Origin of the sequence: Pseudomonas oryzihabitans (genome assembly GCF_014522265.1) — a bacterium.
In the GTDB taxonomy this organism is placed as follows: domain Bacteria; phylum Pseudomonadota; class Gammaproteobacteria; order Pseudomonadales; family Pseudomonadaceae; genus Chryseomonas; species Chryseomonas aestiva.
In genome coordinates, this window is sequence record NZ_CP017024.1 from 1,274,158 (window position 1) to 1,297,034 (window position 22,877).

23 protein-coding genes are annotated in these 22,877 nt (G+C 67.9%); 14 read left to right on the plus strand and 9 right to left on the minus strand.

Annotation, left to right across the window (positions count from 1 at the left end):
- Nucleotides 1–5: 5 nt before the first annotated feature.
- The 4 genes from BGI51_RS05920 to dadA form a co-directional block, all read right to left on the minus strand.
- Nucleotides 6–560: a cupin domain-containing protein gene (locus BGI51_RS05920; protein WP_007159860.1), complete on the minus strand. Its 555-nt coding sequence runs from the start codon at nt 558–560 to the stop codon at nt 6–8.
- A 182-nt stretch (nt 561–742) separates the two neighbouring features.
- The gene (gene alr / locus BGI51_RS05925) at nt 743–1,813 is read right to left on the minus strand and encodes an alanine racemase (protein WP_187980571.1); all 1,071 of its coding nucleotides are present in this window, start codon (nt 1,811–1,813) and stop codon (nt 743–745) included.
- Nucleotides 1,814–1,901: 88 nt separating this feature from the next.
- Nucleotides 1,902–2,258, minus strand: a complete 357-nt coding sequence (locus tag BGI51_RS05930; protein ID WP_187980572.1) for a RidA family protein — start codon at nt 2,256–2,258, stop codon at nt 1,902–1,904.
- Nucleotides 2,233–3,531: a D-amino acid dehydrogenase gene (gene dadA, locus BGI51_RS05935; RefSeq protein WP_108581632.1), complete on the minus strand. Its 1,299-nt coding sequence runs from the start codon at nt 3,529–3,531 to the stop codon at nt 2,233–2,235. The genes BGI51_RS05930 and dadA overlap by 26 nt, the downstream gene beginning before the upstream one ends.
- 157 nt (nt 3,532–3,688) lie before the next feature.
- On the opposite strand from dadA, the gene BGI51_RS05940 reads away from it, so the two are divergent.
- The 11 genes from BGI51_RS05940 (at nt 3,689) to BGI51_RS05990 (ending at nt 14,228) form a co-directional block, all read left to right on the plus strand.
- Nucleotides 3,689–4,177, plus strand: coding sequence for an Lrp/AsnC ligand binding domain-containing protein (locus BGI51_RS05940; RefSeq protein ID WP_007159864.1), 489 nt, complete (start codon nt 3,689–3,691; stop codon nt 4,175–4,177).
- A 91-nt stretch (nt 4,178–4,268) separates the two neighbouring features.
- Complete coding sequence (locus BGI51_RS05945) at nt 4,269–5,054, plus strand: class I SAM-dependent methyltransferase (RefSeq protein WP_252977281.1); 786 nt, start codon at nt 4,269–4,271, stop codon at nt 5,052–5,054.
- A gap of 34 nt (nt 5,055–5,088) precedes the next feature.
- Nucleotides 5,089–6,369, plus strand: coding sequence for an NAD(P)/FAD-dependent oxidoreductase (locus tag BGI51_RS05950; RefSeq protein WP_187980573.1), 1,281 nt, complete (start codon nt 5,089–5,091; stop codon nt 6,367–6,369).
- Nucleotides 6,366–7,916: a phospholipase D family protein gene (locus BGI51_RS05955; RefSeq protein ID WP_187980574.1), complete on the plus strand. Its 1,551-nt coding sequence runs from the start codon at nt 6,366–6,368 to the stop codon at nt 7,914–7,916. The genes BGI51_RS05950 and BGI51_RS05955 overlap by 4 nt, the downstream gene beginning before the upstream one ends.
- A gap of 278 nt (nt 7,917–8,194) precedes the next feature.
- Nucleotides 8,195–9,244: a biotin synthase BioB gene (bioB, locus tag BGI51_RS05960; RefSeq protein ID WP_187980575.1), complete on the plus strand. Its 1,050-nt coding sequence runs from the start codon at nt 8,195–8,197 to the stop codon at nt 9,242–9,244.
- An 81-nt stretch (nt 9,245–9,325) separates the two neighbouring features.
- Nucleotides 9,326–10,501, plus strand: coding sequence for an 8-amino-7-oxononanoate synthase (gene bioF / locus BGI51_RS05965; protein WP_133862047.1), 1,176 nt, complete (start codon nt 9,326–9,328; stop codon nt 10,499–10,501).
- A gap of 7 nt (nt 10,502–10,508) precedes the next feature.
- On the plus strand, nt 10,509–11,234 hold the full coding sequence (locus BGI51_RS05970; RefSeq protein ID WP_187980576.1) for an alpha/beta fold hydrolase: 726 nt from the start codon (nt 10,509–10,511) through the stop codon (nt 11,232–11,234).
- On the plus strand, nt 11,215–12,012 hold the full coding sequence (bioC, locus tag BGI51_RS05975) for a malonyl-ACP O-methyltransferase BioC (protein ID WP_187980577.1): 798 nt from the start codon (nt 11,215–11,217) through the stop codon (nt 12,010–12,012). The genes BGI51_RS05970 and bioC overlap by 20 nt, the downstream gene beginning before the upstream one ends.
- Nucleotides 12,013–12,017: 5 nt before the next feature.
- On the plus strand, nt 12,018–12,689 hold the full coding sequence (bioD, locus tag BGI51_RS05980) for a dethiobiotin synthase (protein WP_187980578.1): 672 nt from the start codon (nt 12,018–12,020) through the stop codon (nt 12,687–12,689).
- A 76-nt stretch (nt 12,690–12,765) separates the two neighbouring features.
- Nucleotides 12,766–13,872 (plus strand): hypothetical protein, encoded by a 1,107-nt coding sequence (locus BGI51_RS05985; protein WP_187980579.1) that lies wholly within the window; start codon nt 12,766–12,768, stop codon nt 13,870–13,872.
- 89 nt (nt 13,873–13,961) lie between these two features.
- Nucleotides 13,962–14,228: a hypothetical protein gene (locus tag BGI51_RS05990; protein ID WP_187980580.1), complete on the plus strand. Its 267-nt coding sequence runs from the start codon at nt 13,962–13,964 to the stop codon at nt 14,226–14,228.
- A 52-nt stretch (nt 14,229–14,280) separates the two neighbouring features.
- On the opposite strand, the gene BGI51_RS05995 is transcribed toward BGI51_RS05990, so the two are convergent.
- Nucleotides 14,281–16,338, minus strand: coding sequence for a methyl-accepting chemotaxis protein (locus BGI51_RS05995; protein ID WP_187980581.1), 2,058 nt, complete (start codon nt 16,336–16,338; stop codon nt 14,281–14,283).
- Nucleotides 16,339–16,518: 180 nt separating this feature from the next.
- Between BGI51_RS05995 and BGI51_RS06000 the strand changes: the two genes are divergently transcribed.
- Both BGI51_RS06000 and BGI51_RS06005 read left to right on the plus strand, forming a co-directional pair.
- Entirely contained in the window at nt 16,519–17,091 is a 573-nt protein-coding gene (locus BGI51_RS06000; RefSeq protein ID WP_044343057.1) for a xanthine phosphoribosyltransferase, read from the plus strand.
- Nucleotides 17,092–17,094: 3 nt separating this feature from the next.
- Complete coding sequence (locus BGI51_RS06005; protein ID WP_093255091.1) at nt 17,095–17,499, plus strand: YkgJ family cysteine cluster protein; 405 nt, start codon at nt 17,095–17,097, stop codon at nt 17,497–17,499.
- 277 nt (nt 17,500–17,776) lie between these two features.
- On the opposite strand, the gene BGI51_RS06010 is transcribed toward BGI51_RS06005, so the two are convergent.
- Nucleotides 17,777–18,091, minus strand: coding sequence for a YkgJ family cysteine cluster protein (locus tag BGI51_RS06010; RefSeq protein WP_187980582.1), 315 nt, complete (start codon nt 18,089–18,091; stop codon nt 17,777–17,779).
- A gap of 129 nt (nt 18,092–18,220) precedes the next feature.
- Here BGI51_RS06010 and BGI51_RS06015 point away from each other — a divergent pair, with 129 nt between their 5' ends.
- A complete protein-coding gene (locus tag BGI51_RS06015; RefSeq protein WP_187980583.1) occupies nt 18,221–19,924 on the plus strand; it encodes a peptidoglycan D,D-transpeptidase FtsI family protein in 1,704 nt (567 codons plus the stop codon).
- A gap of 63 nt (nt 19,925–19,987) precedes the next feature.
- On the opposite strand, the gene BGI51_RS06020 is transcribed toward BGI51_RS06015, so the two are convergent.
- The 3 genes from BGI51_RS06020 to BGI51_RS06030 all read right to left on the minus strand — a co-directional run bounded on the left by BGI51_RS06020 (nt 19,988) and on the right by BGI51_RS06030 (nt 22,570).
- Nucleotides 19,988–20,440, minus strand: coding sequence for a thioesterase domain-containing protein (locus BGI51_RS06020; RefSeq protein WP_017642321.1), 453 nt, complete (start codon nt 20,438–20,440; stop codon nt 19,988–19,990).
- A 61-nt stretch (nt 20,441–20,501) separates the two neighbouring features.
- A complete protein-coding gene (locus BGI51_RS06025; protein WP_133860002.1) occupies nt 20,502–21,896 on the minus strand; it encodes an ATP-binding protein in 1,395 nt (464 codons plus the stop codon).
- Nucleotides 21,893–22,570, minus strand: coding sequence for a response regulator transcription factor (locus tag BGI51_RS06030; protein WP_007159882.1), 678 nt, complete (start codon nt 22,568–22,570; stop codon nt 21,893–21,895). The genes BGI51_RS06025 and BGI51_RS06030 overlap by 4 nt, the downstream gene beginning before the upstream one ends.
- Between the last annotated feature and the right edge of the window lie 307 nt (nt 22,571–22,877).

The following is a 22,877-nucleotide window of genomic DNA, read 5'->3' on the forward strand; positions in this document are numbered from 1 at the left end:
GGTGCTCAGAAATTCGCCGGCGTGGTCGCGCTGATCAGCCGGGCGGGGGCTTCGAAGGGATTGCGGAAGCGATGCGGGCGGCTGCTTTCGAAGTAGTAGCTGTCGCCGGGTTCGAGGATGTGCACCTCGCCGCCCACGGTCAGCTCCAGGCGGCCTTCCACCACCAGGCCGGCCTCCTCGCCTTCATGGGCGTACATCTCTTCGCCGGTGTCGGCGCCGGGCGGATAGGTCTCGTCGAGAAAGGCCAGGGCGCGACTGGGATGGGCCCGACCGACCAGGCGCATGCGCACGGTGTGGGCGCCACTGGAGATGTCGATGAGCTCATTGGCGCGATAGACCACCTGGGTCGGCGTGTCCTGCTCCAGATCCAGGGAAAAGAATTCCACCAGGGACATGGGGATGCCGGCCAGCACCTTTTTCAGCGAGCTGATGGAGGGACTGACGCTGTTCTTCTCGATCATCGAGATGGTGCTGTTGGTCACCCCGGCACGCTTGGCGAGTTCGCGCTGGGAGAGGCCCTTGAGGGTACGGATGGTTTGCAGGCGGGCACCGACGTCCAAGGTGGGAAAGACTCCTCGAGCAGGCGGGTGAGACGTGGCCAGGCCACGCGCTGAAGGCGTGCCGCGGCACGGTGTTCAGCATCATGGCAACGCTGTTCGAGATTTACAACACCACGACGGACGTGCGGCCCCCGCAAGGCGTTCGCCTGGCGGCGGCAGCGCCCGGAGGCCCTGCCCAGGGCCTAGTCGCGATAGCTGCGCGCCACCCGCTTGAGATTGCACAGCAGCTGGTAGGGGATGGTGTCGCAGCGTTCCGCCAGGTCCGCCACCGACACCTGGCGGCCCCAGAATTCCACCTCGCTGCCCACCCCGGCCTGGGGATGATCGGTGAGGTCGACGGTGAGCATGTCCATGGATACCCGACCGATCAGTTGGCCGGGACGGCCTTCGATGGCCACCGGGGTGCCGTTGGGCGCATGGCGCGGATAGCCATCGGCATAGCCCAGGGCGACCACGCCGACCCGGGTCGGCCCGGCGGTGACGAAGCGCGCGCCATAGCCCACCGGCTCGCCAGCTGGCAGTTCGCGTACGGCGATCACCCGCGAGGTCAGGGTCATCACCGGTTGCAGTCGTTCGGCCGCAGCCTGGGGCGTAGCGAAGGGCGAGACGCCATAGAGCATCAGCCCCGGGCGCACCCAGTCACCGGCCGCCTGGGGCCAGCCTAGGGTCGCCGGCGAATTGCGCAGGCTGGTGGGTCCGGGCAGGCCCTCGGTGGCCGCGCGGAAGGTGGCGATCTGCGTCGCGGTGGCCGGGCTGTCCGGTTCGTCGGCGCGGGCGAAGTGGGTCAGCTTGACGATGCCGCTGACCTTGCCGCTGGCCAGCAGTCGCCGGTAGGCGGCGGCGTAGTCCTGAGGAAAGAAGCCGACCCGGTGCATGCCGGAATCCAGCTTCAGCCAGACCTGCAGCGGCCGCGCCAGAGTGGCCCGCTCCACCGCCTGGAGTTGCCAGTCGGCATGGATCACCGTCCAGAGCTCGTGCTCGGCAATCAGCGGCAATTCGTCGACGCCGAAGAAGCCTTCCAGCAACAGGATGGGCGCACGGATCCCGGCGGCGCGCAGCTCCAGGGCCTCCTCGATGCAAGCCACGGCGAAGCCGTCGGCTTCCTTGGCCAGGGCGCTGGCCACCGCCACGGCGCCATGGCCATAGGCATCGGCCTTGATCACCGCCAGGGCGCGGGCATCGGAGAGTTCAAGTGCCAGGCGATAGTTCTGGCGCAGGGCGGCAAGGTCGATGACGGCGCGGGCGGGACGCATGGGAGGTCTCGGCAGAGAGAGGAAAAGTTGGGAGGCGTTGAAACACCCTCACCCTGGCCCTCTCCCGGAGGGAGAGGGGATGAGGACGCTACGCCTTGACGGCGGCGATGACGTTCATTTCCACCAGGATGTCCGGCTTGGCCAGCTTGGCTTCGACGGTGGTGCGACCCGGGGTGGCGCCCTGGGCGGCCCATTCGTCCCAGGCGCGATTCATGCCCTCGAAGTGCAGGGCGATGTCGCGCAGGAAGATGGTCACCACCAGGATGTGCTGCTTGTCGCTGCCGGCCTCGGCGAGGAATTTGTCGATGTTGGCCAGGGTCTCGCGGGTCTGCTGGTAGATGTCGCCGGAAAAGTCGTCGGCCAGCTGGCCGGCCAGGTAGACGGTGCCGTTGTGGATATTGATTTCGCTGAGGCGGCGATCAGTGTGCAGACGCTGTACGGGCATTGCGCGGGGACTCCTGGGTAGCGGAATAACGGGAGATGTCGAGACCCTCGGCGCTGATCTGCGGCTGCTTGCGGGCGATCAGATCAGCCAGCAGGCGACCGGAGCCGCAGGCCATGGTCCAGCCCAGTGTCCCGTGCCCGGTGTTGAGGAACAGGTTGCGATAGCGGGTGGCGCCGACGATGGGGGTCCCGTCCGGGGTGGCGGGTCGCAGACCGGTCCAGAAGCTGGCCCGGGCAAGGTCGCCGCCGCGAGGATAGAGGTCGCCGGTGATCATTTCCAGGGTCGCGCGGCGGCGCGGATCCAGGTTCAGGTCGAAGCCGCAGATCTCGGCCATGCCGCCGACGCGGATGCGATCGTCGAAGCGGGTGATGGCGACCTTGTAGGTCTCGTCGAGGATGGTCGAGGTCGGCGCCATGGCGGCATCGACGATGGGCACCGTCAGCGAATAGCCCTTGAGCGGATAAACCGGCGCGCGGATGCCCAGGGGCGCCAGCAGCTGTGGCGAATAGCTGCCCAGGGCCAGGACGTAGTGATCGGCGGTGAGCAGTTCGCCATCGACCCTGACGCCGTCGATGCGATCGCCATTGGCGCTGAGTTGCTGGATCTCGGCGCCGAAGCGGAATTCCACGCCCAGGCGGCGGGCCTCCTCGGCCAGGCGATTGGTGAACAGGAAGCAGTCGCCGGTCTGGTCGTTGGGCAGGCGCAGGCCGCCGGCCAGCTTGTGCTTGACCGCCGCCAGCGCCGGTTCGACCCGAGCCACACCGTCGCGGTCGAGCAGCTCGAAGGGCACGCCGGAGCGCTCCAGCACGGCGATGTCCTTGGCCGCGGCCTCCACCTGCTGCTGGGTGCGGAAGATCTGGGTGGTGCCCAGCTGGCGGCCTTCGTAGGCAATGCCGGTGTCCTGGCGCAACTCGTCGAGGCAGTCGCGGCTGTATTCGGACAGCCGCACCATGCGTTCCTTGTTGACCGCATAGCGGGCCGCGGTGCAGTTGCGCAGCATCTGCGCCATCCACAGGTACTGGCTGCTGTCGCCGGTCAGGCGGATGGCCAGAGGCGCGTGCTTCTGGAACAGCCACTTCAGCGCCTTGAGCGGTACGCCGGGCGCGGCCCAGGGCGAGGCATAGCCAGGCGAGACCTGACCGGCGTTGGCATGGCTGGTCTCCAGCGCGGGACCGGCCTGGCGATCGACCACGACCACCTCGAAACCCTGACGGGCCAGATAGTAGGCGCTGGTCGTGCCGATGACGCCGCTACCCAAAACCAGTACACGCATCGCTAGCTCCTGGCCGGCGAGAGGATTTCGCCGGCTTTCCTCGGAATGAAGGCAGATACGGCAAGTATAGAAAGCCGCTCGCAGTGCTAATCACTGAAGAATTGCCTATATTCGGAGTAATTTTCCGGTAAAGACCCCTTTGGCAGAGACCCCCGCGATGCGTACCCATCACCAGGCCAGACGCGAGCTGGACAAGATCGACCGCAACATCCTGCGCATCCTCCAGGACGATGGCCGCATCTCCTTCACCGAGCTGGGCGAACGGGTGGGGCTGTCCACCACGCCCTGCACCGAGCGCGTCCGTCGCCTGGAGCGCGAGGGCATCATCCAGGGCTACAACGCCCGCCTCAATCCGCAGCACCTCAAGGCCGGGCTGCTGGTGTTCGTCGAGCTGAGCCTGGACTACAAGTCCGGCGACACCTTCGAGGAATTCCGCCGCGCCGTGCTCAAGCTGCCCCAGGTGCTGGAATGCCATCTGGTCTCCGGCGAATTCGACTACCTGGTCAAGGCGCGCATCTCCGAGATGGCCTCCTATCGCAAGCTGCTCGGCGACATCCTGCTCAAGCTGCCCCATGTGCGCGAATCCAAGAGCTACATCGTGATGGAAGAGATCAAGGAGACCCTGAGCCTGCCGGTGCCGGACTAACGGCTGGCAACCCCGGAGATCACCGTCTAGGCTGCGGTCTTTCGTCAGATCGCCAAGCAGGCCACGCCATGGATCCCCCCAACGCCAACTCATCACCGCCGCCAATCGCCAGGCCTGGGAGCTGTCGGCGCCGCTCCATGCCCGGGGCGAGGACTGGGAGACTCTGCTGAAACAGGTCCGGCAACCCGGCTTCTCGGTCCTGGATGACTGCCTGACCGCCACCCTCACCGCACTGGACATCCGCGGCCTGAGTTGCGCCCAGGTCGGCTGCAACAACGCCCGCGAATTGCTCTCCCTGGCCAGCCTTGGCGGCCGTCCCGCGCTGGGTATCGACCAGTCGCCGGCCTTTCTCGCCCAGGGCGAGCAGCTGGCCGCGGCGGCGGGCCTGGCGCCGCGACTGGTGGCGGCCGACATCTATGCCCTGCCCGCCGGACTCGGCCAGCACGACCTGGTGCTGATCACCATCGGCGTGCTGAACTGGATGCCCGATCTGCCGGCCTTCTTCGCCGCGGTGCAAGGCCTGCTGGCCCCGGGTGGGCGCCTGGTGATCTACGAGACCCATCCCTTCCTGGAAGTCTTCGAGCCCCAGGCGGATCAGCCGCTGGTGCCGCGCTACAGCTACTTCCGCCGCGAGCCGCTGGTGAGCGACCACCTCATCACCTACGACGGCCTGGATCACGGCCAGGGCGCGCCGAGCTACTGGCACATCCACACCCTGGGCGCCATCGTCACCGCCTGCCTGGATGCCGGCCTGGCGCTGCAACGGCTGGAAGAGCATCCACACTCCAATCGCGAGGTCGACTACGACCTCTATCAAGACCAGGACGCCCAGCTGCCGATGAGTTTCACCTTGGTAGCCGGGCGCCCCGCGGCTTAGGATTGCGCCTTCGCCAGGTCAGCCAGACGTCGCCATGCAGCCCCACGCGCCTTCCTACTACGCCGCCACCGCCAATCTGGAACTGGACTTTCCGTCCCTGGAGGGCGAGGTCCAGGCGGATGTCTGCGTGGTCGGCGGTGGCTTTTCCGGGCTCACTACCGCCCTGGAACTGGCCGAGCGCGGCGCCCGGGTGGTGCTGCTGGAAGCCCGCCGCATCGGCTGGGGCGCCAGCGGCCGCAACGGCGGCCAACTGATCCGCGGCGTCGGCCATGACGTCGAGCAATTCGAACCGGTCGTTGGCACCGAGGGGGTGCGTGAACTCAAGCGCCTGGGCTTCGAGGCGGTGGACCTGGTGCGTCAGCGCATCGCCCGCCACGGCATCGACTGCGCCCTCACCTGGGGCTTCGCCGACCTGGCCAACAAGCCGCGCCACTGGCAGCACCTGCAGGAAGAGCATGCCGCGCTGCAGGCCCTGGGCTATCCCCATCCGCTGCGCCTGGTGCCCAAGGCCCAACTGGCCGAGGTGGTCGGCTCCGACCGCTACCAGGGCGCCCTGGTGGACCAGGGCTCCGGCCACCTGCATCCGCTCAATCTGGCCCTCGGCGAAGCCGCCGCGGCCCGGGCGCTGGGCGTGCAGCTCTTCGAGGACAGCCAGGTCATCCGCCTGGAATACGGCCCCCGGGTGCGCGTCCACACCGCCCGCGGCCGGGTCTCGGCCGAGACCCTGGTGCTCTGCTGCAACGCCTATATCGGCGACCTGCAACCCGATCTCGCCGCCCAGGTCCTGCCGGCCGGCAGCTATGTGATCGCCACCGAGCCGCTCTCGGCCGAACGCGCCGCGCGGCTGCTGCCGGGCAATCGCGCGGTCTGCGACCAGAACGTGGCGGTGGACTACTTCCGCCTCTCCGCCGACCGCCGCCTGCTGTTCGGCGGCGCCTGCCACTACTCCGGACGCGATCCCAGGGACATCGCCGGCTACATGAGGCCGAAGATGCTGGAGGTGTTCCCCGAGCTGGCCGAGGTCCGCATCGACTACGCCTGGGGCGGCATGATCGGCATCGGCGCCAATCGCCTGCCGCAGATCGGCCGGCTGCGCGAGCACCCCAATGTTTTCCATGCCCAGGCCTATGCCGGTCATGGGGTCAACGCCACTCACCTGGCCGGTCACCTGCTGGCCGAGGCCATCCTCGCCCAGTCGGCCGGTTTCGACCTGTTCGCCCGCGTGCCCCATGCGCGCTTTCCCGGCGGTCGCCACCTGAGGTCGCCGCTGCTGGCCCTGGGCATGCTCTGGTATCGCCTCAAGGACAGCCCGTGATCCGCCTGGTCGTACCCCTGCTGCTGGCGCTGCTGGCCGGCTGCGCCACGCCGATTCCGCGCCACGCCTCCCAGGTCCTGCCGGTCGCCGGCACCGCCCTGGACAGCCAGGTGCGCACGGCCGGCGCCACCCATCCGGGCCTGTCGGGTCTGCGTCTGCTGGAAACCAGCACCGACGCCTTCACCGCTCGCGCCGAGCTGATTCGCAAGGCCCAGCGCAGCCTGGACATCCAGTACTACATCGTCCACGACGGCCTCACCACGCGGCTGCTGGTCAACGAACTGCTCAAGGCGGCGGATCGCGGCGTGCGCATCCGTTTTCTCATCGACGACACCAGCAGCGACGGCAACGACTACCAGATCGCCGTGCTGGCGGCCCATCCCAATGTGCAGATCCGCGTCTTCAATCCGCTGCACCTGGGCCGCAGCACCGGTCCGACCCGGGCCCTGGGCCGCCTGGTGGATCTCAACCATCAGCACCGCCGCATGCACAACAAGCTGTGGCTGGCCGACGACAGCGTGGCCATCGTCGGCGGCCGCAACCTGGGTGACGAGTACTTCGATGCCCGCCCGGAGATGAACTTCAGCGATCTCGACCTGCTCGCCGCCGGCCCGGTGGCGCGGCAGCTGGGCACCAGCTTCGACCAGTACTGGAACAGTCCGCTGAGCCAGCCGGCCCGGCGGCTGCGCTGGTTCGCCCCCTCGCCCGCCGCGCTGGTGCGGCTGCGCGCGCGGCTGCATCATTACCTCGACAGCGAACGCACCCGCGACCTGGCGCTGTACAACCGCCTGCGGCGCTACGCCACCGCGCCCCAGCTCGACGGCTGGCTGCAGGAGCTGACCTGGGCCCATGCCCAGGCATTCTGGGATGCGCCGCGCAAGGTGCTGGCCGAGGACGAACCGGACTGGCAGTTGCTGCTCACCCATCAGCTGCAACCGACCCTGGACGGCGCCCAGCACGAACTGCTGCTGGTCTCTTCCTACTTCGTGCCGATGAATCAGGGGGTCGCCTACCTGGGTGGCCTGGCCGCCCGCGGCGTGGACGTCCGGGTGCTGACCAACGCCCTGGAAGCCACCGACGTACCCGCCGTGCACGCCGGCTATGCGCCCTATCGCGCGGCCCTGCTGGCCCAGGGGGTCAGGCTCTATGAGTTGCGCGCCCGCCCGGACCAGAAACGCTCCGCCCTGCCCTACAGTTTTGGCGAATCCGAATCCAGTCTGCACAGCAAGGCCATGGCCATCGATGGGCGCTGGTCCTTCATCGGCTCCTTCAATTTCGATCCGCGCTCGGTGCTGTGGAACACCGAGGTCGGCATCCTGGTGGACAGCCCGGCCCTTACCGGTCGCCTGCGCCAGCTGATGCTGCAGGGCATGGACCCGAGCGTCTCCTATGCGGTCAGGCGCGTCGAGGATCGCGGACAGGTGCGGCTGGAGTGGGTCAGCGAGCGCGACGGCCAGCCCCGGGTGCTGCACCACGAACCGGGCAGCGCCTGGCGGCGCTTCAACGCCTGGGTGGTCAAGGCGGTGGGGCTGGAGCGGATGCTCTAGGCTTCGCCCTCACCCCAATCCTCTCCCGAAGGGAGAGGGGGTTAGCGCGTAGGTTGGGTTGAGACGGCTCCACCGTCGAAGCCCAACAACCAGCACCGTGCCAGCCTTGTTGGGCTCCACTAGCGCTCAATCCAACCTACGACTCCATCAATCTCCCTGCAAAAAATCCGGCAATTGCTCATTTTATGAGCAGTAGTCAACCCAGACTTCGGCTAAGGTCGACCGCACTCACCGGCCCCGCTCCGGCACCCGGCCGCCCCCTGCATCGAGGATCTCCCATGAGCGCTACCGCCCTGCGTCACGACTGGACTCTCGCCGAAGTCCGCGCCCTGTTCCAGCAGCCCTTCAACGACCTGCTGTTCCAGGCCCAGGGCGTGCATCGCCAGCACTTCGATCCCAATCGCGTGCAGGTCTCCACCCTGCTGTCGATCAAGACCGGCGCCTGCCCGGAAGACTGCAAGTACTGCCCCCAGTCCGGTCACTACAACACCGGCCTGGCAAAGGAAAAGCTGATGGAGGTGCAGAAGGTGCTGGAGGCGGCCGCCGAGGCCAAGGCCATCGGCTCCACCCGCTTCTGCATGGGCGCCGCCTGGAAGCACCCGTCCGCCAAGGACATGCCCTATGTCCTGCAGATGGTGCAGGGCGTCAAGGCGCTGGGCCTGGAGACCTGCATGACCCTCGGCCGCCTGGACCAGGAGCAGACCCGCGCCCTGGCCGACGCCGGCCTCGACTACTACAACCACAACCTGGACACCTCGCCGGAGTTCTACGGCAGCATCATCACCACCCGCACCTACGGCGAGCGCCTGCAGACCCTGGCCTACGTCCGCGAAGCCGGGATGAAGATCTGCTCCGGCGGCATCCTCGGCATGGGCGAGTCGGTGGACGACCGCGCCGGCCTGCTGATCCAGCTGGCCAACCTGCCCGAGCATCCCGAGTCGGTACCGATCAACATGCTGGTCAAGGTCCAGGGCACCCCGCTGGCCGACGAGAAGGACGTCGATCCCTTCGACTTCATCCGCACCCTGGCGGTGGCGCGCATCCTCATGCCCAAGTCCCATGTGCGCCTGTCCGCCGGTCGCGAGCAGATGAACGAGCAGATGCAGTCCCTGGCCTTCCTGGCCGGCGCCAACTCCATCTTCTACGGCGAAAAGCTGCTGACCACCGGCAACCCCCAGGCCGACAAGGACATGCAGCTGTTCGCCCGCCTCGGCATCCAGCCCGAAGCCCGCGAAGAGCACGCCGACGAGGTGCACCAGGCCGCCATCGAGCAGGCCCTGGTGGAACAGCGCAACGGCGAACTCTTCTACGACGCCGCCACCGCCTGACCCCGCGCTCCCTCCTGCTCTTCCCCTCCCCCCCTGGGAGAGGGCTGGGGTGAGGGGCCTTGCCACCTGATCGAGAACCCCATGGCCTTCGACCTCGCCGCCCGCCTGGCCCAGCGTCACGCCGAGCACCTCTATCGGCGCCGCCCGCTGCTGGAAGCGCCCCAGGGCCCCGAGGTGGTGGTGGATGGCGAACCCCTGCTGGCCTTCTGCAGCAATGACTACCTGGGCCTGGCCAATCACCCCCAGGTGATCGCCGCCCTGCGCGCGGGCGCCGAGCGCTGGGGGGTGGGGGGTGGCGCCTCGCACCTGGTGATCGGCCACAGCGGTCCGCACCACCAGGTCGAAGAGGCCCTGGCCGAACTCACCGGGCGGCCGCGCGCCCTGCTGTTCTCCACCGGCTACATGGCCAACCTGGCGGCGGTCACCGCCCTGGTCGGGCGTGGCGACACGGTGCTGGAAGACCGCCTCAACCACGCCTCCCTGCTCGATGCCGGCCTGCTCAGCGGCGCGCGTTTCGGCCGCTATCTGCACAACGATCCCGCCAGCCTGGCCACGCGCCTGGCCAAGGCCGAAGGCGACACCCTGGTGGTCACCGACGGGGTCTTCAGCATGGATGGCGATCTGGCCGCCCTGCCCGAACTCTGCCAGGTCGCCCAGCGTCACGGCGCCTGGACCCTGGTGGACGATGCCCACGGCATCGGCACCCTGGGCGCCAGCGGTGGCGGCATCGTCGAGCATTTCGGCCTGGACCAGAGTCAGGTCCCGGTGCTGGTCGGCACCCTGGGCAAGGCCTGCGGCACCGCCGGGGCCTTTGTCGCCGGCAGCGAAGCGCTGATCGAGACCCTGATCCAGTTCGCCCGGCCCTACATCTACACCACCAGCCAGCCGCCGGCGGTGGCCTGCGCCACCCTCGCCGCCCTGCAGCTCGTCCGTGAGGAAGGCTGGCGCCGTGAGCTTCTGCACACTTTGATCCAGAGATTCCGCAGGGGCGCGACGGCTCTCGGCCTGGACCTTATGCTCAGCGCCACGCCGATCCAGCCCATCCTGGTCGGCGACAGCGCGCGCGCCCTCGCACTCTCCGCCGCCCTGCGCCGACGCGGGATCCTGGTCACCGCCATCCGACCGCCCACCGTACCGGCCGGCAGTGCCCGCCTGCGGGTAACCCTGACGGCGGCCCATCGCGAAGCGCACGTGGACCTCTTGCTCGACGCTCTGGCCCAGGCCATGGCCGAATTACCGCCTGACGCGGATAAGTGACCGACCCATGCGCGATACCCTGATCTTGCTGCCCGGCTGGGGCCTGGGCAACGCTCCGCTGGAGCCCCTGCGTGACGAACTCGTCGAGCAGGCACCCTTTCTCGACGTGCTGATCGAACCGCTGCCGACCCTGACCGACACCCAGGCCTGGTTCACCGACCTGGAAGCCCGCATCGCCGAGGGCGGCTGGCTGGCCGGCTGGTCGCTGGGCGGCATGCTCGCCAGCGAATTCACCCTGCGCCGCCCCCAGGGCGTGCACGGCCTCATCACCCTGGCCAGCAATCCCTGCTTCGTCGCCCGCGCCGGCTGGCAGACTGCCATGGCGCGCAGCGTCTTCACCGATTTCTTCGAGGCCTGCTCGCTGGACGCCGACCAGACCCTCAGGCGTTTCACCCTGCTGGTGGCCCAGGGCGCGCGCGACAGCCGCACCCTTGCCCGCCAGTTGCAGGTGACCCTGCCCGAGATCGACCCCGAGGTGGTCATCGCCGGTCTGGAGCTGCTGGCGCGCCTGGACACCCGCGCCGCCCTGCAGGCCTTCAGCGGTCCCCAGCTGCACCTGTTCGGCGCCCATGACGCCCTGGTCCCGGCCAGCGCCGCCCAGGCCCTGCGCGACGAACTGCCCAACGCCCAGGTCGAGGTCCTGGAGCACGCCAGCCATGGCCTGCCCCTGGAGCGCCCGGACGAGGTGGCCACCCGTATCCGTGAATTCATCTATGCAGGACGCGATGGCTGACGTATTGCCCGACAAGCGCCAGGTGGCGCTGTCCTTTTCCCGCGCCGCCGCGCAGTACGACGGCGCCGCCCTGCTGCAGCGCCGGGTTGCCGACGGCCTGCTCGCCCGGCTACCCGTTCTGCATCCGCAACGCTGGCTGGATCTGGGCAGTGGCACCGGCTATTGCAGCCGCGCCCTGGCCCAGCGCCATCCGCAGGCCGAAGGCCTGGCCCTGGACCTGGCGCCCGGCATGCTCCGCCATGCCCGTGCACAGGGCGCCGGTGCCGGCCACTACCTGACCGCCGACGCCGAACGCCTGCCGCTGCGCGACGCCTGCTGCGATCTCGTCCTCTCCAGTCTGGCCCTGCAGTGGTGCCCGGACCTGCCCGCCGTGCTCGCCGAGGCGCGCCGCATCCTGCGGCCAGGCGGTGTGCTGGCCTTCAGCAGCCTGGTCGCCGGCACCCTCGACGAACTGCGCCAGAGCTGGGCCCGGGTGGACGACCAGGTGCACGTCAACCGCTTCCGTCAGCAGGCGGCCTATGCCGCAGCCGCCCAGGCCAGCGGCCTGCAGGTGCTGACGCTGGAGGTCGCACCCGAGCGGCTGCACTTCCCCGATCTGCGCGCCCTGACCCAGCACCTCAAGGCCATCGGCGCACACAACCTCAACCAGGGGCGCCCCCAGGGCCTCACCGGGCGCCAGCGCCTGGCCGCCTTCACCCAGGCCTACGAGGGCCTGCGCGAGCCCGCCGGCCTGCCCGCCACCTACCAGGTGATCCACGTCCTGCTGCGCAAGGAATGACCGCCATGCCCGCCTATTTCGTCACCGGCACCGACACCGAGATCGGCAAGACCACCATCGCCGCCGGGCTGCTGCACCGAGCCCGGCTGCAGGGCCTCGCCACCGCCGGGATCAAGCCGGTGGCCTCCGGGTGCGAGCGCACCGCCGAGGGGCTGCGCAACGGCGATGCCCTGGCGCTGCTCGGCGAGACCTCGCTGCCGCTCGGCTACAGCGACATCAATCCCATCGCCCTGGAACCCGCCATCGCCCCGCACCTGGCGGCCCGCGAAGCCGGCATCGACCTCAGCGTCGCCGCCCTGGCCGCGCCGGTGCGGCGGATCCTGGCGCTGCAGGCCGATTTCAGCCTGGTGGAAGGCGCCGGCGGCTGGCGCGTGCCCCTGGCCGGCCGCGAGTCCCTGTCCGATCTGGCCCGCGAGCTGGGTCTGCCGGTGATCCTGGTGGTGGGGGTACGCCTGGGCTGCATCAACCATGCCCTACTCAGCGCCGAGGCCATCCTCACCGACGGCCTGCCACTGGCCGGCTGGGTGGCCAATCTGGTGGCCCCGGCCACCCTGCGCCTGGACGACAACCTCGCCACCCTGCACGAACGCCTGCCGGCGCCCTGCCTGGGCACGGTGCCGCACCTGGCCGCGGCCACTCCCGCCGCGGTCGCCGCGCACCTGCGCCTGCCGGGCTGATATCAGTCTTTCGGGCGATGGCCGCAGGGCCAGGCCGGCGGCAGACTGCCCTGTCTACCGCTGCCGGATCGCCCCAGTGCCTACCTTCAAGTTCCTGACCTGCCTGGGCCTGCTCGGCCTGACCAGCCATGCCTGGGCGCTGGACAACCAGACCCTCGTGGAGCAGCGCGGCGAGCGCCTCGGCGCCTTCCTTAGCCAGGAACCCGATACCCGCCAGGGCACCCTGGAGGTCAGCCAGAGCGGTCGTGCCAGCCAGGCCTATCTCACCCAGAGCGCCTCCCAGGGCGACCGTACCCGCGTCGAGCAGGGCGGCGTCGGCAACTTCACCAATGTCACCCAGGCGGCCGGCGGTGCGCGTGAGGTCCTCATTGACCAGCGCGAGGCCAGCCAGAGCCACGCCTATGTCTATCAGGGCCATGGCCAGCGCAACACGGTGGACATCGTCCAGCGCGGCCTGCTCGACGAAGCCCTGGTACGCCAGGGCGGTGACGATCAGCGGCTGCGCATCGAGCAGCAGGGCGAGCGCAACGGACTGAATCTGTTCCAGGACGGTCGCGACAGCGCCGCGCGACTCAGGCAGGTGGGCGACGATCATGTCCAGGACGTACTGAGCCTGGGCGCGCGCAACGAGGTCGAGCTGCTGCAGGGCGGCGGTGCCAATCGGGCGGTGGTCGAGCAGCGGGGTAACGACAACCGGGCGACGATTCGCCAGAGCACGCGACAGCAGGACGGGGAGCTGGTCCAGATCGGCCAGCGCAACAGCGCGGCGGTGCAGCAGAACAGCCGCGCCGATCGCCCCCAGAGCGTCAGCGTGCGCCAGCGGGGCGACGACAACGCGGTCCAGGCGAGCGTGACCGGCAATGGCAATCGCCTCGAACTGCAACAGCAGGGCCAGCGCAACAGCGCCGGCGTCCTGATCGGCGGTAACGATTCCCACCTGACCCTGGCTGCCCAGGGCAACGACAACGAGATCAGTGCGGTCTGGGTGGGCGACAACGTCGAACTCGGCGTCGAGCAGGTGGGCGACGGCCATCTCCTGCAGGCGGGGCTGGCCAGCGATGCCCGGGTCAGCGCCAGCCAGCAGGGCGCTGGCCAGTACGCCTCGATCAGTCAGGCAAGCCCAGGCAACGGCCTTGATCTGCGCCAGAGCGGCCAGGGCAACCAGGCGACCATCCGGCAATAGCCGGACACAGGCGGCGACACGGACTGCTGGTTCTTTGGCGTCAAAGCTGCTTCAATAGCCCTTTGACATCACCGTCGAGGACCCTGTCCATGAACGTGACTTCAAGCAATTCGCTCTATGCCGGGGTGCAGGCCTACCAGAACGGTAGCCGCACGGTCGAAAAGGCCGGTGCCGCCCTCGCCTCCCAGACGGCGCGCAACGAGCAGCAAGCCCTGGGCGCGACCACCAACAGCCAGGCCGATCTGGCCAGCGAACTGGTCAATCTGGATGTCGGCAAGTACCAGGCGCTGGCCGGTACCAAGGTCATGCAGACCTCGCAGGAAACCCTGGGCCGGCTGCTCGATACCCGCGCCTGATCAGCCATTCCGTGACTGGAAGGGGCGCCCTGAGAGGCGCCCCTTCTGCGTTCTAGCCCAGGCGGAAACGGGTGGTGTTGGCCGTCAGGGTGCGACTGCCCGCCTCCAGCCCCACCGCCGTGCTCTGTACCGTGCGCGCGTTGCCGAGCAGATCGGCCGCGGCCCCATCGACCTGCTGGATGTTGCCGCTGACCTGATCGGCAGTGACCGCCTGCTGTTCGGCGGCGGTGGCGATCTGCACCAGGGTGTCGGAGACGCCCTGTACCGACTCGGCGATCTCTTCCAGTCGCCGTCCCAGTCCGGTGATCGACTGGGCGTCGCTGGCGGCCTGGCCACAGGCATCCTGCATCAGGGACACGGCCTGGGCCACGGTGCCGCTCAGGCTGCCGACGGTCCCGGCGATCTGCGCCGTGGAGGCCTGGGTGCGCTGCGACAGCGAACGCACCTCATCGGCGACCACCGCGAATCCCCTTCCCTGATCACCCGCCCGGGCCGCCTCGATGGCGGCGTTGAGCGCCAGCAGGTTGGTCTGTTCGGCGATGCCGCGGATGACGTCCACCACCTGCTGGATCTGCCCGGCCTGGGCATTGACCTGGGCCATGGCCGCCGCCGTCTCGTCCAGGCGCTGGTTGAGGCGCTGGATGCTGGCCGTGGTCTGACGACTGTCGCTCTGGCTGGCTTCGGCGATGCCGCGCATCTGCTCGGCACGGCCGGCGGCCTCTTCGCAACTCCGCGCCACGCCCTGGGCGGTGGCGGCCAGTTCGGTGGCGGCGGTGGCGATCTGGGTGATCTGCTGGCGCTGGGCCTCCACGGCGCCCAGCGCCGCCTCGGCCTGCTGACCCAGCTCGCCGGAAGCCGTGCCCACCTGGCGACTCTCCTGTTCGACCGCCTGCAGGCTGCCCCGCAACTGCACCACGGCCAGGTCCAGGGCGCGCCCGATCTCGGCCAGTTCGTCCTGGCCACTCACCTGCGCCGAGCGGGTCAGATCGCCGTCGCGCAGGCCTTCGGCCAGGGTGGTGATGCGCCGGGCGCTGCCACGAATGGCGGCCTGCATGCACAGCAGCAGATAGCAGGTCACCACCAGCAGCAGACCGAAGCCGGCGGCAATGGCGCCAAAGCTGCGCACGGCATCGGCGCCATAGTATTGCAGCCGTTGATCCAGGTTCTTCAGGGTCTGCTGGCGGAAGGTCTGCAGCCCCTGCAGGACGCCGTCCAGGGTGGCTTCGAACTGCTCCGGCCTGAGCGTGATCTCGCCGCCGAATACCCCCTGATCAAGGGTCTTGAGACTGGCGTCCAGTTGGCTGCTGACCTTCTGGTAGTCGTCCTTCCAGCCGGCCATGTCGGCGGGCAGCTTGTTGCCGAGCAGGACGGCGACCTTGGCCAGGCTTTCGCTGGAGTCGCCGACACGCGCGCGCAGGTCGCGCAGCTGCAGGCGGCTCTGCAGGCTGAACTGGCCGGAGACCACACTGGCCTGGCCGACGCTGGCCAGGCGGCCGAGGCGTTCGTACAACTCGACCGACTGGGTGGTGCCGATCTGCATCAGCAGATAGGTTTCCATCCAGGGATCGAGGATGAGGCCGCTGTCTAGGGCGATTTCCTCGCGCAGCGCCTGGACGGCACCGAGGGCGGCGGTGAATCTGTCGTAGCCGTCCGGCCACCAGCCCAGGCCGCGCAGATCCGCGACCTCGAGCCCGGCGAGCGCCTGCTGCAGGGTCTTGAAGCGCGCCTGTACATCCGCGCCGGCCCCTTCGATCCCCAGTTGCTGTTCAAGCAGGGCGAGCCGCTCGCGCCGGCTGTCGTTGCGACTTTCCAGGGCGGCGATGGCGGCCTGAACGGCCGGCGTCTCCTGGCGACTGGTGTCGATCGCCTTCCAGCGCGCGGTCAGGTTGCGCCGGAGGGTGAGTTCTTCCTCCACGGCGTCGAGCCGTTGCAGCAGCCGCACGCCACTGCGCTCGCCACTGACGGTGGCCAGCTTGGCCTGGAAATCGGCGCCCAGCAGCCAGAGACTGACCGCCAGGGGCAGGATGAACAGCACCAGCAGCAGGGCGAACTTGCGGGCGAAGCCGAACTGGCTCAGCACGCGAATCCCCGGTGACAACAAAACACCCATGTTCGACCACTCCTGTGCCAGCCACCGGCAAGCGTCGGCTATCCGTTGCGGATACCTATAGGACGATTTGTCGGCAAACTAACGACTTTCTTGAAAGATAGGGCACAATCGCCGCCCTCCCGTATTCCCAGACCCGGTCCTGTACTCAGGCCCGGGCGTTGCCGTTAAAGGACCGTCCGCGTGGAACGCCTCAAAGCCAAGATTCGCAGCGAAGGCCAAGTACTCTCCGAGCAGGTGCTCAAGGTCGATGCCTTCCTCAACCACCAGATCGATCCGGCGCTGATGCGCGACATCGGTCAGGAGTTCGCCCGCCGCTTCGCCGACGCCGGCATTACTAAGATCGTGACCATCGAAGCCTCGGGGATCGCCCCGGCGGTGCTGACCGGACTGGAGCTGGGCGTGCCGGTGATCTTCGCCCGCAAGCACCAGTCGCTGACCCTGACCGACAATCTACTGGTCGCCAGTGTCTATTCCTTTACCAAGCAGACCGAGAGCACCATAGCCGTCTCGACCATGCATCTGTCGTCCGACGACCGGGTGCTGATCATCGACGACTTCCTTGCCAACGGTAAGGCGGCCAAGGCGCTGATCTCCATCATCGGTCAGGCCGGGGCACAGGTCGCCGGCCTGGGCATCGTCATCGAGAAGTCCTTCCAGGTCGGTCGCGCCGAACTGGATGCCCAGGGCTATCGCGTCGAATCCCTGGCCCGTGTCGCCTCCCTGGCCAATGGTCAGGTCACCTTCGCCGAGTAAGCCATGGCTCAGATACTGCGCATTCTCGGTGCCGATCTCGATCGCACCGAAACCTGGATCCGTTACGACAAGGCCATGTGCCTGGACTGCGTGTCCAGCTGCTGCACCCTGCCGGTGGAGGCCCGCCTGTCCGATCTGATCCGCATGGGCGTGGTGGACGAATTCGAGAAGGGCGAGCCGCTCAAGGACATCGCCAAGCGGCTCAAGAAGGACGGCGTGGTCGAACGCCTCAATGCCAAGACCGGGTTGTTCACCCTGGTGCGGCTGTCCAACAACGACTGCATCTATCTGCATCCCAAGACGCGGCTGTGCACCATCTACGACCAGCGCCCGGAAACCTGCCGCAACCACCCAAGGGTCGGCCCGCGCCCGAACTATTGCGCCTACAAGCCGCAGAAGCTGCGTTAGGCCGCGCTCCCACCGCCATTCAGAGCAGTAGCCTGGAAAACGGCGCAGCCTTTTCCACTGGGCCTCGTGGCGAGGGGCGCCCTCACCCCAACCCTCTCCCTAGGGGAGAGGGGGCTATCCGAGCAGGCGCCCATCTCCATACCCCGGCAAAAGTCGGGATCAGCCCTTTAGCGTGGAAAACCGCGCAGCGTTTTCCACAGGCTCGCTCACCACTACCAGGTGGATAAGGCTGGCGCCGTTATCCACCCTACATACCTGATCACGGCTAGGGCAGCGCTCAGAAATCACCGCTCTCCATTGCCCTTTTCATGTCCGCCCGTTCTTCCAGGCATTCCGGGCCGGCCATGTCGAAGATCCGGCAGACCCAGGGGCGCACCTCGTAGATGCTGCAGTTCATCTGCTCGCGATCCAGGGCCGCGCACCAGCCGTCGTCGAGACGCCTCATGCGGGTGCCGGTCCAGTCTTCCTCGATGTAGCGGGCAGGCACGCCGGCATCGTCGAACAGCAGGACTTCCTGGCGGCAGCACCAGGCCTGACAGCTCTCGCAGGTCACGGTAGGGGTGGAAAGGTCGTGCAGGGGGATGTCGCTCATGTGCGCAGTGTACCGCCCCGGACCGCCCAGCGGTTTCCGGCCGATGGCTGGACCAGTTACCATGCGCGTCCCTGACGGTTGTAACCAGTTGTGACCATGCCCAAGCCCCTTTCTCGCGCAGGAGCCGCCATGACGGCCGCACCCCGCTATCGCTTCTATGTCGTGGTCGCCGTGCTGATCCTGCTGACCTGCGTGGTCGCCGGCCGCATCACCTACCTCAAGCTGATCGACGCCGCCTTCCTCGGCGACCAGGGCGACCGCCGCTCGGTGCGCCACATTCCCATTCCGGTCACCCGCGGCATGATCACCGACCGCAACGGTGCGCCCCTGGCGGTTTCCACCGAGGTGGTGACCATCTGGTGCAATCCGGCCGAGATGCAGGACAGCGCCGACCAGCTGGGGCGCCTGGCCCAGGCCATCCACAAGCCCGAAGCCGAGTTGCGCAACCTGATCCTCGGCCATCCGGAAAAGCACTTCCTCTACCTGGCCCGGGCGCTGTCGCCCATCGACGGCGAGAACATCATGGCCCTCGGCGTTCCCGGGGTCCGCCAGATCAAGGAATACAAGCGCTATTACCCCAGCTCCGACCTGGTGGCCCAGGTGATCGGCATGGTCAACATCGACGGCCATGGCCAGGAGGGGCTGGAACTGGGCTTCGAGGATTGGCTGGCCGGCAAGGGCGGCGTGCGCGAGGTGCTGATCAATCCGCGCGGCTCGGTGGTCAAGAACATCCGCGTGGTGCGCCAGCCGCGACCGAGCAAGGACGTCGCCCTGTCCATCGACCTGCGCCTGCAATTCATCGCCTATCGCGCCCTGCAGACCGCGGTGGAGAAGTTCGGCGCCCAGTCCGGGTCGGCGGTGCTGGTCAATCCCAAGACCGGCCAGATCCTGGCGATGACCAATTTCCCCTCCTACAACCCCAACAACCGCGCCACCCTGCAGATCCCCAACATGCGCAACCGCACCCTGACCGACGCCTTCGAGCCCGGTTCGGTGATCAAGCCGTTCAGCATGTCGGTGGCCCTGGCCTCGGGCAAGTTCAACGAGAACAGCACCGTGGACGTGGCGCCGGGCTGGATGACCATCGACGGCCATACCATCCACGACGTGGCCAAGCGCGGCGTGCTGACCATGACCGGGGTGCTGCTCAACTCGTCCAACATCGGCATGAGCAAGGTGGCCCTGCAGATCGGGCCGCTGCCCATCTACGAGCAGCTCAGCCGGGTCGGCTTCGGCAATCCCCTGGCGCTGGGCTTTCCGGGCGAGAACGCAGGCTACCTGCCCGGCCACACCAAGTGGTCGCAGATCGCCACGGCCAGTATGTCCTTTGGCTACAGCCTGGCGGTCAACGTCGCCGAACTGGCCCAGGCCTACTCGGTGATCGCCAACGATGGCCAGCTGACGCCCCTGACCCTGCTCAAGGACCAGAAGCAGCAGAGTGTCCAGGCCATGGACCCGACCATCGCCCGGCGCATCCGCATGATGCTCAACCACGTGGTGGAAGACGACGGCGGCGTGATCCGCGCCCGGGTGCCCGGCTATCACGTGGCCGGCAAGTCGGGTACCGCGCGCAAGGCCGGCTCCGGCAGCTACACCGAGCACGCCTATCGTTCGATGTTCGTCGGCATGGCGCCGGCGGCCGATCCCAAGCTGGTGCTGGCGGTGATGCTGGATACCCCGACCAAGGAAGGCTACTTCGGCGGCCTGGTCTCGGCGCCGACCTTCAGCGAGATTATGTCCGGCGCCCTGCGCGCCCTGGCCGTGCCGCCGGACAACCTGCCCGACACCAATACCGCCCAGCAGGCGAAGTCCGAGCCGCACCCCCACGGCTAGCCGGGGAACGGCCACAAAAAAAGGGCGACCCCAGGGTCGCCCTTTTGCATGCCGCGCCCGCTGTCAGCGGTGCAGCACGTACTGACCGGTAAAGCGCACCCCATCCTCGCCGCTCTCGGTGACGATGCGCGACTGCAGGGTGATGCGCGCGCGACCGCGGCGGCGGAAGGTGGTCTCGAAACGTTCCCAGGCGCGGGCTTCGGGCGGTTCGCCATAGGCCAGGGCGTCGGCGGTGATGGGCCGCGGATAGCTGATCTGGCCTTCCTGGATGAGGATGTGGCCTTCTTCGATGCCGGCTTCGCGCAGGCGCAGGTACAGCCAGCCCCAGCCGGCCAGCACGGCCACGCAATAGAGACTGCCGCCGAACATGGTGCTGGCGTGGTTGATGTTGGCATCCAGCGGGGCATGCAGCTGCAGGCGCTGCTCGCTCCAGTCGCGGACTTCCAGGCCCAGGGCCTTGGTGATGGGAATATCGTGGTGCAACAGGGATTCGAGGTGACGGCAGTCGCGGCTCATGCCGGGGTCCTTACAGACAGAATTTCACTATCAGGAGCAGACGCAAGCCATGACCCATGGGTCACGTCCTGGCGCCATTGTGCACCAAGGAAGGCCGCTCCGGGGAAATCGCCGCCGGCAGGCGGAAGCGGATACGAGCGCCGCCCAGACTCGACTCGTCGATGGTCAGGCTGCTGCGATAGCCTTCGAGGATGTCCTGCACCACCGCCAGGCCGATGCCCTGCCCGGGGTGCCGGCTGTCCATGCGCATGCCGCGGCGCAGCACGCTTTCGCGCCGTTCGGCTGGGATGCCCGGGCCGTCGTCCTCGATGTCGAGCACCCAGTGCTCGGTATGGCGGCGGGCGCTGACCCGCACCTGGGTCAGGCAGAGCCGATAAGCGTTTTCCAGGAGATTGCCGAACACCTCCAGCATGGCGGCTTCCTCGGCCTGCACCCTTAGATTCGGCGGCAGGTCCATTTCGGCCTGAACGCGTTTCTCGGCATAGACCTTGTCCAGGGTGCTGAACAGGGAGTCCAGCAGCGGCGCCAGTTCCAGCGGCCGGCTGAGCACCGCGCCGCCCTGGCGGGTGGCCCGCTGCAACTGGTACATCACCTGCTGGTTCATGCGCTCGATCTGGGTCTGCAGCGTGCCGACCTCCTGATCCAGCTGCGGCTGCCGGCGCAACTCTTCGGTCACCCCCTGCAACACCGCCAAGGGGGTCTTCAGGCTGTGGGCCAGATCGCCCAGGGTGTCGCGGTAGCGCTCGCGTTGCAGCCGTTCGTGATCGAGCAGGCGGTTGAGCGAGCGGATCAGGCGGCTGATCTCGCTGGGCACGTTCTTTTCGTCGAGCAGCTCGCGCTGGTCGGTTTCCACCGCGTCCAGCTGCTGGCTGAGGCGGCGCAGCGGTCTCAGGCTCCACTGCATGACCAGGGCCAGCAATACCAGCAGCGCACCCAGCACCCCGACCAGCCAGAGAATCACCTGATGCACGAAGGTCGCGCGCAGCCGTTCGTATTCCTCGGCCGGCTGCATGGTGACCACGCTGAAGCCGGCCACCGGCGGATTGCCCAGCAGCACCTCGCGATCGAAGACGAAGAAGCCCTGGCCCTGGTCATCGGTGGCCTTGACCAGCTTGACCCCGCCGCCGTCGAAGGTCGGCCGGTAGTTGGGCCGCTCCTTGATCGCCGAGCGCGAGCGCCAGAGCAGGCGACCGTTCTGGTCGTAGACATAGCCGAGGATCGGCGAACCGGGTCGGTCGAAGACCTCCTCGGCGATCATCTCCGGCATCGCCAGGCGCCCGTCGATGGCCCGCGCCGCGCCGATCAGGGTGTTGGCGTTGGCCTCCAGCCGCGCGGCGACGAAGTTTTCCACGGTACGGTCGAAGGCATTGCGGATCGCCGGCACGATCAGCGCCAGGCAGACGATCACCAGCAGCGCCGCGCTGAGCAGCAGCCGCACGCGAAAGGAACGGATCACTGGCAGCGCTCGGTGAACAGGTAGCCGCGGCCCCGGACCGTTTCGATGGGTTGCATCTGGCAGCTGGCCTCCAGCTTGCGCCGCAGGCGGCCGACCAGCACCTCGATGACGTTGCTGTCGTGCTCGCCGTCATCGTCGTAGAGCTGCTCCATGAGCCGCTCCTTGGTGATCACCTGCTGGTGGTTGCGCATCAGGTATTCCAGCAGCCGGTATTCGTAGGCGGTCAGCTGCAGCGGCTGTTCTTCGTTGAAGGCCTGCTGGCGGCCCAGGTCCAGCTTGAGCGAGCCGGCGCGGATGCTCGGCTGGACGAAGCCCGCCGAGCGGCGCAGCAGCACATTGAGGCGCGCCTCCAGCTCTTCGAACTGGAAGGGCTTGACCACGTAGTCGTCCGCCCCGGCACCGAGGCCCTCGACCTTGTCCTGCCAGCTGCCGCGGGCCGTAAGGATGAGGATCGGCAGGGTGGCGCCCTGGTTTCGCAGCTGACGGATCAGATCAAGGCCGCTCATGCCGGGCAGGCCCAGGTCAATGATGGCGAGATCGTGGTGGAATTCGCGGGCGCTGTAGAGCGCTTCTTCCGCATCGGCCACGGCATTGACGACATGACCGGCTTCACCCAGACGCACCTTGAGGTGGTGGCGCAGCAGGTTTTCGTCTTCGACGACGAGGATCTTCATGCAGACTCCTGAACAGCTAACGGGACTCTCTGTGGCTGCGACCGCACGTAGCTCACGCTGCGCGCAGCGACGCCCCGGCACCGATTATGGCGGCTTTGGCGGGCTGACGGCGAGCGCGGGTGAGGCATGGACGGGGTCACTCACTTTATTCCAGGCAAAAAAAACCTCTCCAGTTGGAGAGGTAAGGAGCACTTCATGGGGATCGGAAACTGCCGTTGGGGGACGGCTCCGTCGCGAGACGGCTACAGGGGACCAGAGCTGACTTGGTGACCCTGCAGTGGAGTTACAAGGATGAACATCGCCAGGT

Excerpts from the sequence above, each read along its gene's own strand:
- BGI51_RS05970 (WP_187980576.1), top strand. The coding sequence starts at position 10,509 with ATGCGCGATACCCTGATCTTGCTGCCCGGCTGGGGCCTGGGCAACGCT.
- BGI51_RS05940 (WP_007159864.1), top strand. The coding sequence starts at position 3,689 with ATGCGTACCCATCACCAGGCCAGACGCGAGCTGGACAAGATCGACCGC.
- BGI51_RS06030 (WP_007159882.1), bottom strand. The coding sequence starts at position 22,570 with ATGAAGATCCTCGTCGTCGAAGACGAAAACCTGCTGCGCCACCACCTC.
- bioD (WP_187980578.1), top strand. The coding sequence starts at position 12,018 with ATGCCCGCCTATTTCGTCACCGGCACCGACACCGAGATCGGCAAGACC.
- BGI51_RS05995 (WP_187980581.1), bottom strand. The coding sequence starts at position 16,338 with ATGGGTGTTTTGTTGTCACCGGGGATTCGCGTGCTGAGCCAGTTCGGC.
- bioC (WP_187980577.1), top strand. The coding sequence starts at position 11,215 with ATGCAGGACGCGATGGCTGACGTATTGCCCGACAAGCGCCAGGTGGCG.
- alr (WP_187980571.1), bottom strand. The coding sequence starts at position 1,813 with ATGCGTCCCGCCCGCGCCGTCATCGACCTTGCCGCCCTGCGCCAGAAC.
- bioB (WP_187980575.1), top strand. The coding sequence starts at position 8,195 with ATGAGCGCTACCGCCCTGCGTCACGACTGGACTCTCGCCGAAGTCCGC.
- BGI51_RS06010 (WP_187980582.1), bottom strand. The coding sequence starts at position 18,091 with ATGAGCGACATCCCCCTGCACGACCTTTCCACCCCTACCGTGACCTGC.
- BGI51_RS05950 (WP_187980573.1), top strand. The coding sequence starts at position 5,089 with ATGCAGCCCCACGCGCCTTCCTACTACGCCGCCACCGCCAATCTGGAA.
- BGI51_RS05990 (WP_187980580.1), top strand. The coding sequence starts at position 13,962 with ATGAACGTGACTTCAAGCAATTCGCTCTATGCCGGGGTGCAGGCCTAC.
- BGI51_RS06005 (WP_093255091.1), top strand. The coding sequence starts at position 17,095 with ATGGCTCAGATACTGCGCATTCTCGGTGCCGATCTCGATCGCACCGAA.
- BGI51_RS06020 (WP_017642321.1), bottom strand. The coding sequence starts at position 20,440 with ATGAGCCGCGACTGCCGTCACCTCGAATCCCTGTTGCACCACGATATT.
- bioF (WP_133862047.1), top strand. The coding sequence starts at position 9,326 with ATGGCCTTCGACCTCGCCGCCCGCCTGGCCCAGCGTCACGCCGAGCAC.
- BGI51_RS06015 (WP_187980583.1), top strand. The coding sequence starts at position 18,221 with ATGACGGCCGCACCCCGCTATCGCTTCTATGTCGTGGTCGCCGTGCTG.
- dadA (WP_108581632.1), bottom strand. The coding sequence starts at position 3,531 with ATGCGTGTACTGGTTTTGGGTAGCGGCGTCATCGGCACGACCAGCGCC.
- BGI51_RS05930 (WP_187980572.1), bottom strand. The coding sequence starts at position 2,258 with ATGCCCGTACAGCGTCTGCACACTGATCGCCGCCTCAGCGAAATCAAT.